Source organism: Geomonas sp. (genome assembly GCF_035254065.1).
Lineage (GTDB): Bacteria > Desulfobacterota > Desulfuromonadia > Geobacterales > Geobacteraceae > Geomonas.
On record NZ_DATFBA010000322.1, the window covers coordinates 1 to 12413 of the forward strand.

General features: G+C 60.2%; 14 protein-coding genes. 8 read left to right on the top strand and 6 right to left on the bottom strand.

Annotation, left to right across the window (positions count from 1 at the left end; all coding sequences use genetic code 11):
• The 3 genes from VJ604_RS14865 to VJ604_RS14875 all read left to right on the top strand — a co-directional run.
• Nucleotides 1–910: ATP-binding protein (locus tag VJ604_RS14865; protein ID WP_324083822.1), on the top strand; the 910-nt coding region annotated here is incomplete at its 5' end.
• Nucleotides 907–1578, top strand: coding sequence for a response regulator (locus VJ604_RS14870; protein WP_324083825.1), 672 nt, complete (start codon nt 907–909; stop codon nt 1576–1578). The genes VJ604_RS14865 and VJ604_RS14870, both read left to right, overlap by 4 nt.
• A 354-nt stretch (nt 1579–1932) precedes the next feature.
• Nucleotides 1933–3636 carry a methyl-accepting chemotaxis protein gene (locus tag VJ604_RS14875; protein WP_324083826.1) on the top strand — a complete coding sequence of 568 codons (1704 nt, stop codon included), beginning with the start codon at nt 1933–1935 and terminating at the stop codon, nt 3634–3636.
• Nucleotides 3637–3721: 85 nt separating this feature from the next.
• Here the strand turns inward: VJ604_RS14875 and VJ604_RS14880 are convergent, their stop codons facing one another.
• Entirely contained in the window at nt 3722–4030 is a 309-nt protein-coding gene (locus tag VJ604_RS14880) for a hypothetical protein (RefSeq protein WP_324083828.1), read from the bottom strand.
• Between the two features lie 35 nt (nt 4031–4065).
• Nucleotides 4066–4938 (bottom strand): methylenetetrahydrofolate reductase, encoded by an 873-nt coding sequence (locus tag VJ604_RS14885; RefSeq protein WP_324083830.1) that lies wholly within the window; start codon nt 4936–4938, stop codon nt 4066–4068.
• 373 nt (nt 4939–5311) lie between these two features.
• On the opposite strand from VJ604_RS14885, the gene VJ604_RS14890 reads away from it, so the two are divergent.
• Nucleotides 5312–6946 (top strand): ABC-F family ATP-binding cassette domain-containing protein, encoded by a 1635-nt coding sequence (locus VJ604_RS14890; RefSeq protein ID WP_324083832.1) that lies wholly within the window; start codon nt 5312–5314, stop codon nt 6944–6946.
• Between the two features lie 278 nt (nt 6947–7224).
• Here VJ604_RS14890 and VJ604_RS14895 read toward each other — a convergent pair whose 3' ends face one another.
• Entirely contained in the window at nt 7225–8211 is a 987-nt protein-coding gene (locus tag VJ604_RS14895) for an NAD(P)H-quinone oxidoreductase (RefSeq protein WP_324083834.1), read from the bottom strand.
• A 324-nt stretch (nt 8212–8535) separates the two neighbouring features.
• On the bottom strand, nt 8536–8880 hold the full coding sequence (locus tag VJ604_RS14900; protein WP_324083836.1) for a hypothetical protein: 345 nt from the start codon (nt 8878–8880) through the stop codon (nt 8536–8538).
• Nucleotides 8881–9044: 164 nt separating this feature from the next.
• On the opposite strand from VJ604_RS14900, the gene VJ604_RS14905 reads away from it, so the two are divergent.
• The 3 genes from VJ604_RS14905 to ruvA all read left to right on the top strand — a co-directional run bounded on the left by VJ604_RS14905 (nt 9045) and on the right by ruvA (nt 11150).
• Nucleotides 9045–9788, top strand: coding sequence for a YebC/PmpR family DNA-binding transcriptional regulator (locus VJ604_RS14905; RefSeq protein WP_324083838.1), 744 nt, complete (start codon nt 9045–9047; stop codon nt 9786–9788).
• A gap of 174 nt (nt 9789–9962) precedes the next feature.
• Nucleotides 9963–10451, top strand: a complete 489-nt coding sequence (gene ruvC / locus VJ604_RS14910) for a crossover junction endodeoxyribonuclease RuvC (protein WP_324083839.1) — start codon at nt 9963–9965, stop codon at nt 10449–10451.
• A gap of 99 nt (nt 10452–10550) precedes the next feature.
• Nucleotides 10551–11150, top strand: a complete 600-nt coding sequence (gene ruvA, locus VJ604_RS14915; protein WP_324083841.1) for a Holliday junction branch migration protein RuvA — start codon at nt 10551–10553, stop codon at nt 11148–11150.
• Here the strand turns inward: ruvA and VJ604_RS14920 are convergent.
• Nucleotides 11140–11571, bottom strand: a complete 432-nt coding sequence (locus VJ604_RS14920) for a PIN domain-containing protein (protein WP_324083843.1) — start codon at nt 11569–11571, stop codon at nt 11140–11142. The two genes, ruvA and VJ604_RS14920, sit on opposite strands and share 11 nt — an antisense overlap.
• Entirely contained in the window at nt 11568–11825 is a 258-nt protein-coding gene (locus tag VJ604_RS14925; protein WP_324083846.1) for an AbrB/MazE/SpoVT family DNA-binding domain-containing protein, read from the bottom strand. Before VJ604_RS14925 ends, VJ604_RS14920 begins: the two co-directional genes overlap by 4 nt.
• Nucleotides 11826–12004: 179 nt before the next feature.
• Between VJ604_RS14925 and VJ604_RS14930 the strand changes: the two genes are divergently transcribed.
• Nucleotides 12005–12413 (top strand): AAA family ATPase (locus tag VJ604_RS14930; protein ID WP_324083849.1); only part of this gene is annotated, 409 nt, incomplete at its 3' end.

A 12413-nucleotide genomic window follows, 5' to 3' on the forward strand; every position in this document is an offset into this window, starting at 1 on the left:
CGTGGCCCTGCTGCTGATCGCCGGGGTCATGCTGCTGGTCTCGGCGGCCATTTCGCTGCCGCTTGCCAACCGGCTGGTGTTCCCCATCCGCAAGCTGGCCGCCTCCATGCACAAGCTTGCGGGGGGCGAGTTCGACACCCGGGTACCGGTGGGGCCGGAAGACGAGCTGGGCCAGTTGGGGCGCGACTTCAACACCCTGGCGCTCTCCCTGGAGAAAAACGAGCAGGCGCGCCGCCGGTGGGTGGCCGACATCTCCCACGAACTGCGCACCCCGCTCGCCATCCTGAGGGGTGAGATCGAGGCGATCCAGGACGGCGTGCGGGAGCCGGGGCCCGACTCCATGCGTTCCCTGCACGCCGAGGTCATGCACCTGGGGCGCCTGGTGGACGACCTCTACCAGATTTCCCTCACCGACATCGGCGCCCTCACCTACAAGAAGAGCGTCTTCGACCTTTTCGAGATGCTCAACCAGGAACTCGTCTCCTTCCAGCCGGAGTTCGCCCAGAAGGGGATCGCGCTGAAAAAGTCGTTCGGCCTGCGCGGCGAGCTTCCCATATTCGCTGACCCCGGCCGGCTGCAGCAGCTGTTCGACAACCTGCTGGACAACGCCCTGAAATACACGGACGCCGGCGGCGAGCTCCTGGTCCGGCTCGAGAAAAAGGGGGAGCTGGCGGTGGTCGAGTTCGAGGACAGCGCGCCGGGAGTTCCCATGGAGGACCTGGAGAAGCTTTTCGACCGCCTCTTCCGCGTGGAGAGCTCGCGCAATCGCGCCACGGGCGGAGCGGGGCTGGGACTGGCCATTTGCAAGAACATCGTGGAGGCACATGAAGGGAGCATTGCCGCGCTTCCTTCGCAAAAGGGCGGCGTACTGATCAGGATCGAACTGCCGCTGACGGGGAACTGGACATGAACGCAACCGTACTGATCGTCGAGGATGAGGAAAAACTGGCAAGCATTTTGGGGGATTATCTCAGGCAGTCGGGATTCGAGACCGCCTGGCTGGCGGACGGCAACCAGGTGCTGCCCCAGGTGAGGGAGCGGATGCCTGATCTGATCCTGCTCGACCTTATGCTCCCCAACCGGGACGGCCTGGAGATCTGCAAGGAGATCCGCAGCTTCTCCCAGGTCCCCATCATCATGATCACCGCCAGGGTCGAGGAGATCGACCGCCTGCTCGGGCTGGAACTGGGAGCCGACGACTACATCTGCAAGCCGTTCAGCCCGCGCGAGGTGGTGGCGCGCGTGAAGACTGTGCTGCGGCGCACCGTCGAGCACCAGCCTGCCAACTCCGGCGGGCTCACGCTCGATCCCGATAAGTTCATGGCGGTCCTGAACGGCCACGATCTCGACCTCACCGCCGTAGAGTTCAAGCTCCTGCACTTCCTCCACCAAAACGCCGGCCGCATCTACTCGAGGACGCAGCTCATGGACCGCATCTACTCGGACCAGCGGATCGTGAGCGACCGGACCATCGACAGCCACATCAAGAAGCTGCGCAAGAAGATCGCGGCAGCAGCCCCCGACCAGGAACTGATCCACTCCATCTACGGCGTCGGTTACAAGTTCGAGGCCGCCTGAGTTATCTCGCGCAGCTCCCCCGGCTGTTGAAAGGGCTGAGGCCAGAGGCGGCCACAGCCCTTTCTTGTTATCACGCTTGCGTATGCTCCCCTCGGCGGTTCTCCTGTCTGACCTGTCTGGCCTGTCTGACCGACCTCCTCTGGTCTCTGGCCCTCCACACTCCACCCGCCCTCTCCACTTTCCTTTCTCCTCGCACACCCTGCGTTGCAAAAATCCTCCCGCCCTCACCCCGCATGACTCACAATTGGCTATTTATAATTCTTCTCTTTTGCAGTGCCCGCCGGAAGCGTCGATAAGGTTGGGAGCTGACGGCCTGCGCCAGCAGAAACAGATCATCTTGTACGGAGGCTGAAAATGAAGTGGTTTTACGATCTCAAGGTGGGCACCAAGCTCATCACGTCTTTCATCGTGGTTTCCCTGATCACCGCCATCATTGGGATCATCGGCATCAGGAACATGGGAACCATCAATGGGAAGTCCGACAGCATGTACCGAAATGAGCTCCTCGGAATCTCGCACATCAAGGAGGCCAACATAGATCTCCTCTACATTGCCAGGGCGGAAAAGAACTTCCTGCTCTCCACCACGGCCGAGCAACGGCAGACAAACCTCGAGCGCGAAAAGAAGTACCGCGCCATGTACAACGAGGAGTTGGAAAAGGCCAAGCCGCTCTTCCACACGGATAAAGGGAAAGAGCTGTTCAAGAAGCTGGAGGGAGCCAATGCAGAGTGGCTGAAGGTGCACGACGCCATCATGGATGTCGGGAACCGCGAAAAGCTGAATGACCAGAAGCAGTCGGTTGCCCTTTCCTTCGGCGAGGGGAGGACCAAGATCAACCTGGTCGACGACCTGCTGACGGAACTTTCCAAAACGAAGGAAGGCAACGCCAAGGACGCATCGGAGGAGAACGCCAAGACCTACTCGGAAAGCCTGACCTTGATGATCTCCCTGCTGGTCGGCGGCGTCGTGCTCGGGCTGGTGCTTGGTTTCGTCATCTCCAGGATGATCAGCGTGCCGTTGCGGCGCGGCGTGGAGCTTGCCGAAGCGGTGGCCGGCGGCGACCTGACCCAGAGCATCGACCTTGACCAGAAAGACGAGGTTGGACAGCTGGCGGTGGCTCTCAGCGTAATGGTGGAGAAGCTCAGGGAGGTGGTAGGAGAAGTGAAAAGCGCCTCCGACAACGTGGCAAGCGGCAGCCAACAGCTTTCCTCCGGCGCCGAGGAGTTGTCGCAGGGCGCAACCGAGCAGGCAGCGGCTGCCGAGGAAGCATCCTCGTCGATGGAGGAGATGAGTTCCAACATCAGGCAGAACGCGGACAACGCCCTGCAGACAGAGAAGATGGCCACCAAGTCGGCGCAGGACGCGCGGGAGGGGGGAAGCGCAGTCCAGCAGACGGTCACGGCGATGAAGGAGATCGCCGGCAAGATCACCATCATCGAGGAGATCGCCCGGCAGACCAACCTGTTGGCGCTGAACGCGGCGATCGAGGCGGCCCGCGCCGGGGAGCACGGCAAGGGATTCGCGGTGGTCGCTTCGGAGGTGCGAAAACTCGCCGAGCGGAGCCAGAAGGCTGCCGCCGAGATCAGCGAACTCTCCTCCAGCAGCGTGGAGGTCGCAGAAAAGGCCGGGGATCTGCTTGCCAAGATGGTGCCGGACATTCAGCGTACGGCGGAACTGGTGCAGGAGATCAGTACGGCGTGCCGCGAGCAGGATACCGGCGCCGAGCAGATCAACAAGGCGATCCAGCAGCTCGACCAGGTGATCCAGAGCAACGCCGGATCGTCGGAAGAGATGGCCTCCACCGCGGAAGAACTGTCCGGACAGGCGGAGCAGTTGCAGATCGCCATCGACTTCTTCAATACCGGCAACTCCGGACTGAAGACGACCAGGCAGGTGATGGTTGCCAAGCGGGCCAGCGGCGAAGGAGCCAATCGCCACAAGCAGCTGACCAGGGCCGGCAGCAGCCAGCCGGCAGCAGCCGTGAAAAAGGCGCAGGGGCAGGATCTCGATCTATCCGATGACCGGGAAGCTGCTGACGCCATGTTCGAAAGGTATTAGTAGTAGCCCCGCAAACGCAAAACGGGTCCACATCTCACTTGTACGAGATGCGGACCCGTTGTCGTTTTCTCCACCGGTTTATGCGCTACAGCAGTTCCACCTCGCTCACCCTCACGATCAGCAATTCCTGGCGCAGGACGGCGGCCAGCATCTCGCGGTAGCTTTGCCACCAGTCGCGATCAAGCTCCGCCGTCATCACCTCGTAGATCACGATGTCGTCGTGGACCGTGGTGTGATCGGTCTCCTTCCAGAGCCCGCGGGCGGGGGAGCGCATGTAGGTGGTGATGCCACCGAAGCGCTCGGAGAGTTCGTCCCGGATCCGCAGGTAGAACTCGTGAGGAAACGGCTGTCCGTCGTTGTCGTAAAGCGGCAGCAGGATCTGGACCAGGTGCATGTGGTATCCCTTCCGCAGATGTGAAGTGGGGTTTGCTAGGAGAGCAGTCCGTCGACCAGCTCCAGGATGGCCTCATCCCGGTTCAGGGTGTAGATGTGGACACCAGGCGCACCGCGCTCCAAAAGTTCCTCGGCTTGGCGTCGGGCGAAGGCGATGCCGAGCTTCTGGACGGCCGCCGCCCCACCCTGCCGGTCGGCCTCCTCCAGTTGGGCACGGTAGGCCGCGGGAAGCGACGCCCCGCACAGGGAGATGATGCGCTGGATGACCTTGAGGCTCACTACCGGCAAGATGCCGGGGACAATCGGCTTTTCGACGCCGATGGCGCGGGCCCGGCGGACGAAATCGAAATAGTGCTGGTTGTCGAAGAAAAGCTGGGTGATGGCGAAGTCGCCACCCTTGTCGAGCTTGAGCTTCAGGAAGGCGAGGTCCTCTTCCGGGCCCACCGCCTCGGGATGCGTCTCCGGGTACCCTGCCACACCGATCCCCATGGCCGGATGAGCCTCCCTGATGAAGGAGGCGAGATCGGAGGCATGTAAAAGCGTGCGGCAGGCGGAGAATTCGGGAGGGGCGTCCTGGGGAGGATCGCCGCGCAGCGCCAGCACGTTGTTGACGCCGGCTGCCACCAGGGAATCGAGGAAGCACTGCAGGTCGCCGCGGTAGGCTCCGATGCAGGTCAAGTGGGCCATCGCCTCCAGGCCGTGCTCTTCCTTCAGGCGGGTCACGATCTCCAGGGTATCCCCCTTGGTGCTGCCGCCGGCCCCGTAGGTGACCGAAGCGAACAGCGGGTCCAAAGTGGCCAGACGGTCCACCACCTTGAAGAAGCTCGGCCATTCCGCCTTGTCTTTGGGGGGGAAGAACTCCAGGGAGATGAAGGGTTTCCCCGGGGTCATCTTGTCGATTATCTTCATGCGATCTCCGCAGCGTAGAGTGGAACCTCGTTCTAGACGAGGCATTCACCTTGCCATATTACTATCGGAAAATAAATCATTTTGTGCAGGGGAAATCGGAGACGGCATGGCTATTCGCCCCTAAGCGTTGCCGACATCCCCTCTCCCGAATGGGGAGGGCTAGGGAGGGGGAACCGTCGCTGCAATCCTGGCGAGGCCCCATCCCTAGCCGGCAGCGCTCCCCCCTCCTAGCCTCCCCCCTTCGGGAGGTGGAGCGGAAAAGACGGTTTTTGTTGCCGCATGGCAACCTAACATGCTATAAGTTTGAGGTTCATCGACCACAGGGAACAACCCTGTGGTTTTTTAATTTATCAGCAAAGGGAGCAAAGTTTAGATGATCAGCGCATCAAACGTCACCCTCTCCTACGGGAAGAGGGTGCTTTTCAAGGACGTCAACATAAAGTTCCTGCCTGGCAACTGCTACGGCCTGATCGGTGCCAACGGCGCCGGCAAGTCCACCTTCCTCAAGATCCTCTCCGGCGAGGTCGAGGCGGACAAGGGAGAGATCTCCATCGGCAAGGGAAGGCTTGCCGTCCTGAAGCAGGACCAGTTCGCCTACGACGAGCACAGCGTGCTGAACACCGTGATCATGGGACACAAGCGACTGTACGAGGTGATGGCCGAGCGGGACGCCATCTACTCGAAGCCGGAGTTCAGCGAGGAGGACGGCATCAGGTCGGCCGAACTGGAGGCGGAATTCGCCGAGATGAACGGCTACGAGGCGGAAGCCGAGGCGGCCGTGCTCTTAAACGGCCTGGGCATCCCGGAGGAGCTGCGCGGCAAGCTGATGAAGGAGCTGGAAGGTGGCGAGAAGGTGCGGGTGTTGTTGGCACAGGCCCTGTTCGGCAACCCGGACGTGCTCCTTTTGGACGAGCCCACCAACCACCTCGACCTCAAATCGATCGGCTGGCTGGAGGACTTCCTGTACCGCTTCCAGAACACGGTGATCGTGGTCTCCCACGACCGTCACTTCCTGAACCAGGTCTGCACCCACATTGCCGACATCGACTTCAGCCGCATCCAGGTCTACGTCGGCAACTACGACTTCTGGTACCAGGCGAGCCAGCTGCAGCTGAAACAGCGCCAGGACGAGAACCGCAAGGTCACCGACAAGGCGAACGAACTGAAGGAATTCATCATGCGCTTCAGCTCCAACGCCTCCAAGGCCAAGCAGGCGACCTCCAGGAAGAAGCTCCTGGAAAAGCTGACCATCGAGGACATGCCGGTCTCCTCCAGGAAGTACCCCTATGTGGTCTTCAAGCCGGAGCGCCCCTGCGGCGACATCATCCTGGAGGTGAAAGGGCTCTCCAAGGCGGTGGACGGGGTGCAGATGTTCAAGGACCTCGACCTCATCGTCAGGAAGGGTGACAAGATCGCCTTCGTGGGAGGGAACTCGCTGGCCAAGACCACCCTGTTCCAGATCCTGGCAGGCGAACTGGAGCCGGACGAGGGGACCTTCCGCTGGGGGGTCACCATCACCTGCGCCTACTTCCCGAAGGAGAACGGCGAATACTTCCAGAACGACCTGAACCTGATCGAGTGGCTGCTCCAGTACTCGCCCCCCACCGAAGGGGAGAGCTTCGCGCGCGGCTTTCTGGGCAGGATGCTCTTCTCCGGTGACGAGGCGACCAAGAAGACCAAGGTGCTGTCCGGGGGCGAGCGGGTGCGCTGCATGCTGTCGCGCATGATGCTGTCCGGCGCCAACGCACTGATCCTGGACGAGCCGACCAACCACCTCGACCTGGAATCGATCACCGCCCTCAACAACGGGCTGATCTCCTACACCGAGGTGGTGCTGTTCGCCTCCCACGACCACCAGTTCGTCTCCACCGTGGCCAACAGGATCATCGAGATCACCCCGAACGGCATCATCGACCGCGACATGAACTTCGACGACTACCTGGAGAACGCCGACGTCATCGCCGAACGCGAAAAGCTCTGCAACGGCCACGCGGAGCTGAGCCTTTAATAGTCCGGGAAGTGGCTGCGGTGAGCGAGGATGAGGTCAAAGCCGTTCACCCTGAGCCTGTCGAAGGGAGTGGAACGCTTACGGCTTTCCAAGCCGGAAGAAGTTAGGGTTCATACTTCGACAGGCTCAGCACGAACGGATGCCTCTTCCCAATCTTTTATCCGGCTCCAAAAATGAAACCCCATCACAACGAATGGCTCCCTTAGAGGGAAGCGACGTTGAGATGGGGTTTTTTCTTCTGCTATTCTTGGCGCTCTTGGCGCCTTAGCGTGAAGCCCTTACGCCGTCTTCAGCACGATCTTACCGAAATGCTTGTCCTGCTCCATCATGCCGTGCGCCTCGACCACCTGGTCCATCGGGAACACCTTCTCGATGATGGGCACCACGGTGCGGTCGGCGAATTTGGGGAGGGCGCGCCTGGTGAACTCGGCGACGATCTCACCCTTCTCGGAGACCGGACGGGACCTCAGCACGGAGCCTATGATCTGCTGGCGCTTGACCATCATGAGCGCCAGGTTGAGCTCGGCCTTGATGCCGGAGATGACGCCGATGATGACCAGCCGCCCCTTGTAGCCCAGCGAGTTCATGTTGGGCGCCAGGTACTTGGCCCCCACGTGGTCGAGGATGACGTCCACACCCTTCTTGTTGGTGAACTCCTTGACGATCTCGGAGAAGTCAGGGGTCTCCTTGAAGTTGATGACCAGGTCGGCGCCCAGTTCCTTCACCCGCTCCATCTTCTCAGGGGAAGCGGTGACGATCAGCTTGGCGTTGGGGGTGAGCGCCTTGGCAAGCTGGATGGCCGCGGTGTTGACCCCGCCACCACCACCGTGCAGGATGGCGGTCTGGCCGTCCTTCAGTTCGCCGATCATGAAGACGTTGAGGAAGGCGGTGATATAGGACTCGCAGACGCAGGCGGCTTCCTCGAAGCTCATCGACTCCGGGATCGGCATCAGGTGGTTGGCATAGGCCACCGCGTACTCGGCGTACCCGCCGCCACCCACCAGGGTCATGACCCGGTCACCCGCTTTCCAGCCGCTGACACCCGAACCGACTTCCTCGACCACACCGGCCACTTCCAGACCGAGGATCTCGGAATCGCCCGGCGGGGGGGGATACTTCCCTTCCCTCTGCACCAAGTCCGGACGGTTGATGGAGGTGGCATGCACCCTGATCAGAACCTCGTTTTCCTTCGGAGCAGGCTTCGCCACTTCACCGACCTTCAGCACCTCGAGCCCGCCAAAACCTTCCATCACTACAGCCTTCATACTTTTAGCCTCCCTTTGATTGGATAGACAGAATAAGAACGGTGGTTCTCCTCAACGTATACAAAAAAGACACTATCTCAGAAATGGACGGGGTCATCAATGACTTTTTGAGTGACGGCAGCGAAAGTAGCAAGTTGCACCAACTCAATCCTCTCTCGCCAACTCTCCCTCGCCCTCCGGGAGACGGCCGGGGTGAGGGAAGTCTCCACGAAGATGCGCGGCCTCCTCACCCCAACCCTCCTCCGTGGGGGGAGGGAGAGCTTGCAATGTCTCGAATAGTGGTTGGAAGGAAGTTACCGGCTGAGGATGGCTTGAGGTATTCGCTCACCTGAACTTGATGGCGATCCCCTTGGCCTTGATATCGGTGGTGGAATAGAAGAAGAACTTGTGCAGCTTGATGGTCACCTCGGGGTAGATGACGGCGTCAGCCTTGAGCCCGGCCGCCTCGTTGCGAAGGGCGGTGTATGCCCACTGGTAATCGTCGGGGGTGAGCTCTCCGGGCTCTCCGTACCGGGTGCGTCCCACCTCGATGGTCCCCACCTTATCGTACGGGCGGAGCACTTCGTCCGGTGCCAGTACCGGCGGCGTTCCCTCGGTGTGCAGCTCGACGGTGGCGCAGCCGAACGAGGCGGCGGCCATCAGCAGCAAGCCGACAACGATCCGTATCATTGGATAGTGAAAGCGGTTCATGTGACGCCCCCTGGCAGGCCTAAGTCCGCATGCTCGCAGACAATGCGTACTAGTTTAAAGTCATTTTCCCACTTTACAACACTCTTTCATGCGTGCTAGTATTCGACGTTTTCATTATCACCATTGGATGAGGGGAAGCAGCCATGTCAGGTCATAATAAATGGAGTACTATCAAGCACAAGAAAGGCGCCGCCGATGCCAAGCGGGGCAAAGTCTTTACCAAGCTGATCAAAGAGATCACTGTTGCCGCTAAACTGGGCGGCGCCGACCCGGACGGGAACCCGCGCCTGAGAACGGCTATCGATAAAGCAAAAGCAGAGAACATGCCCAAGGACAACGTCGAGCGCGCCATCAAGAAAGGGGTCGGCGGGCTGGAAGGCGTCAACTACGAGGAGACCACCTACGAAGGGTACGGTCCCGGCGGCACCGCGGTGCTGGTCGAGGTGATGACCGACAACCGCAACCGCACCGTTTCAGACGTCAGGAGCACCTTCAGCAAGTGCAACGGCAACATGGGCGAGGCAGGCTGCGTCTCCTGGCTGTTCGACAAGAAAGGTCTCCTGGTGTTCTCCAAAGCGACCGACTTCGACAAGCTGTTCGAAGCGTCCATCGAGGCTGGCGCCGATGACGTGACCGATGAAGGCGAGCAGTTCGAGGTGCTGACCGACCCCTCCGCCTTCAACGACGTGAAGGCCGCCCTCGAGTCCGCCGGTTTCAAAGCGGAGTCCGCCGAGGTCACCATGATCCCGCAGACCATGGTGAAGCTGGAAGGGAAGCAGGCCGAGCAAATGCTGAAACTGATGGATCGCCTGGAAGACAACGACGACGTCCAGAACGTGTACGCCAACTTCGACATCTCCGAAGAAGAGATGGAAAAAATGATGTAGCCAAAGCGCTCAAGCGATGGTAGAAAAGCGGCAGCGAGAAAAGGTGAGAGATCGCCTTCCCGCTGCCGCTTTTTTATTACCACATTCCCCTCTCTCCTCCGTAGCAGGTTACGTTCCCTCCCCTTCAAGGGGAGGGACAGGGTGAGGATGGGGTCGTTTGAGGAGGGGCCTCTGATGATAATCCTGGGAATCGATCCAGGCTCGCGAAAAACCGGCTACGGCCTCATCTCCAAGCAGGGAAACCGGTTGATCCACATCGACAACGGCGCCATCTTCACCAAGGCATCCAACGAGTTCCCGCAGCGGTTGGAAGAGATCTTCAGCGGCCTTTCCACGATCATCGCCCAGTACCAACCGGACGCGGTGGCGGTGGAGAACGTGTTCTTGGCCAAGAATGCACAGAGCGCGTTGAAGCTCGGGCAGGCCCGCGGCGCTGCCATCGTGGCGGCGGTCAGTGTCGGGCTGCCGGTGCACGAGTACACGGCGCTCCAGGTGAAGCAGGCGGTGGTCGGCACCGGCCGGGCGGAAAAGGTGCAGGTCCAGCAGATGATCAAGGCGCTTCTGAACCTTCCCGAAGTGGCCCAGGAAGACGCCTCGGACGCGCTGGCCGTCGCCATCTGCCATGCTCACTCCGCCAGCATGAACCGGCTGATGAGAGCATAACGCCGCCCGCTTCCCGGCGGGTGCCCCCCTACCCGCTTTGGCGGCACAAGATGTTTAGCCACTAGCCCCAAATTTCTAGTCCCTGTTTCAGAGGTTTCCATGATCGCTCTTCTCACCGGCAAGCTCGCCTACAAGGCGCCGGACTTCATCATCCTCGACGTCAACGGCGTCGGCTACCGGGTACAGATCCCCTTCTCAACCTACTACGCACTCCCCGCCGAAGGAGCCGCGGTCTCCCTCCAGATCCACACTGCCGTGAAAGAAGACGCCATCAACCTGTACGGCTTCCGCACGCAGCAGGAGAAAGAACTCTTCCAGTTGCTGATCGGGGTGTCCGGGGTCGGTCCCAAGCTAGCCAACGGCATCCTCTCCAACAGCGAACCGTCGGAGCTGGCAGAGTCGCTGCTGGCCGGCAACATAGCCCGTCTCTCCGCCATCCCCGGCATCGGCAAAAAGACCGCGGAGCGCCTGGTGTTGGAGTTAAAGGAGAAGGTGAAGAAACTGGGCATGGCCCAACCCGAGCCCGCCACTGCGCCCGTGGTCGCCAAGCACGAGATCCGCGACGACGTGATCTCCGCCCTCGTCAACCTGGGGTACAAGGAGTCGGTGGTCAACAAGGCGCTCGGCGAGATCAAGATCACCGAGGACGCCACCGTCGAATCCATCCTCAAGCAGGCGCTGAAGATCCTTATGAAGTAAGGTGAGACTTTAGCAAGTGTTCCAAAGCATCCCGAGGCCTTAACACTATCACGCCTTCCACAGTCTTACCGAACAGGTGCCCGAAATCGCGCGTGTCACCGGTCACTAGAATATCTGCGGCAAAAAGAATGGCTGCTGCCATAATGGGCGCGTCTTTAGCTGGCAGCGAAAAGTTCATGGCATGTTGAAAGCTCTGATTAGAAGGTTCGGGAATGATGGTGATAAACGGCAAGAGGTGAGAAAGGTGGGAAACCTTAGAGGGAGTTTTCAGGAGCAGGTTGCGCTTTGCTTCGTCTATTGCATAGGCTGATGAACAGAGGGAGCAAAAACCAGCTTCGGCAAGCGCGAAGAGGCGGGCAGACACCCCATTGGGAGAATAAGCTGCAGTGAAGATGACGTTAGCGTCGAGAAAAAGTTTCACGGCGACTTTTTCTTTTGAAGCACCGCTTTTACCTCCGCTTCCTGGCTAGCTGAGAGGTAGTCCTCTTCGAGGAATTCGTTCACCCTTGACTCGCTATAAATCTCAACCGGATACACCACCGCCTGACGCAACACAATGGCGCCATCGTCGGTTGTTTCAACTAACAAGGGGGCCTCACCAGTGATACCGACCCGCTGGAGAACCGACTTAGGTATCGATACCTGTCCCTTTTTTCCTAATTTGACCATTTCCATCTTTTGCTCCTTTTCCGGCACGCCGGATTCCTGAAGACACGATATATCACTAGGGAAGGCCAGTCAACTCCAACAGATGGCGTCATCGCGCGCGGCACGGGACTGCTTGACCTTTACCTTCAACTGTTATAACTTGACGCGTCCTCTTCGATCTCCACTTCGAGCTCCACGGAAACGGTATGACCCGCATCATCACTGGTGAAAAAACGGAAGACGATCTCTTCGAGACCACGCTACGACCGCGCGCGCTGGCGGACTACGTCGGGCAGGAGAAGGCGAAGGGAAACCTCGGGCTGTTCATCGACGCCGCCCGCGGCCGCGGAGAGGCGCTCGACCACGTGCTCCTCTACGGCCCGCCCGGCCTCGGCAAGACGACCTTGGCGCAGATCGTCGCGCGCGAGCTCGGCGTCGGCTTCCGCGCCACCTCGGGCCCGGTCATCGCCAAGGCCGGCGATCTCGCCGCGCTGCTGACCAATCTCGAAGAGCGCGACGTGCTGTTCATCGACGAGATCCATCGTCTCAGCCCGGCGGTCGAGGAGGTCCTTTATCCGGCGATGGAGGATTTCCAGCTCGATCTCATCATCGGCG

What these genes read in the sequence shown, in the direction of transcription:
- VJ604_RS14925 (WP_324083846.1), bottom strand. Translation starts at nt 11,825, where the DNA reads ATGGAAATGGTCAAATTAGGAAAAAAGGGACAGGTATCGATACCTAAG.
- ruvC (WP_324083839.1), top strand. Translation starts at nt 9,963, where the DNA reads ATGATAATCCTGGGAATCGATCCAGGCTCGCGAAAAACCGGCTACGGC.
- VJ604_RS14900 (WP_324083836.1), bottom strand. Translation starts at nt 8,880, where the DNA reads ATGATACGGATCGTTGTCGGCTTGCTGCTGATGGCCGCCGCCTCGTTC.
- VJ604_RS14885 (WP_324083830.1), bottom strand. Translation starts at nt 4,938, where the DNA reads ATGAAGATAATCGACAAGATGACCCCGGGGAAACCCTTCATCTCCCTG.
- ruvA (WP_324083841.1), top strand. Translation starts at nt 10,551, where the DNA reads ATGATCGCTCTTCTCACCGGCAAGCTCGCCTACAAGGCGCCGGACTTC.
- VJ604_RS14890 (WP_324083832.1), top strand. Translation starts at nt 5,312, where the DNA reads ATGATCAGCGCATCAAACGTCACCCTCTCCTACGGGAAGAGGGTGCTT.
- VJ604_RS14895 (WP_324083834.1), bottom strand. Translation starts at nt 8,211, where the DNA reads ATGAAGGCTGTAGTGATGGAAGGTTTTGGCGGGCTCGAGGTGCTGAAG.
- VJ604_RS14880 (WP_324083828.1), bottom strand. Translation starts at nt 4,030, where the DNA reads ATGCACCTGGTCCAGATCCTGCTGCCGCTTTACGACAACGACGGACAG.
- VJ604_RS14870 (WP_324083825.1), top strand. Translation starts at nt 907, where the DNA reads ATGAACGCAACCGTACTGATCGTCGAGGATGAGGAAAAACTGGCAAGC.
- VJ604_RS14905 (WP_324083838.1), top strand. Translation starts at nt 9,045, where the DNA reads ATGTCAGGTCATAATAAATGGAGTACTATCAAGCACAAGAAAGGCGCC.
- VJ604_RS14875 (WP_324083826.1), top strand. Translation starts at nt 1,933, where the DNA reads ATGAAGTGGTTTTACGATCTCAAGGTGGGCACCAAGCTCATCACGTCT.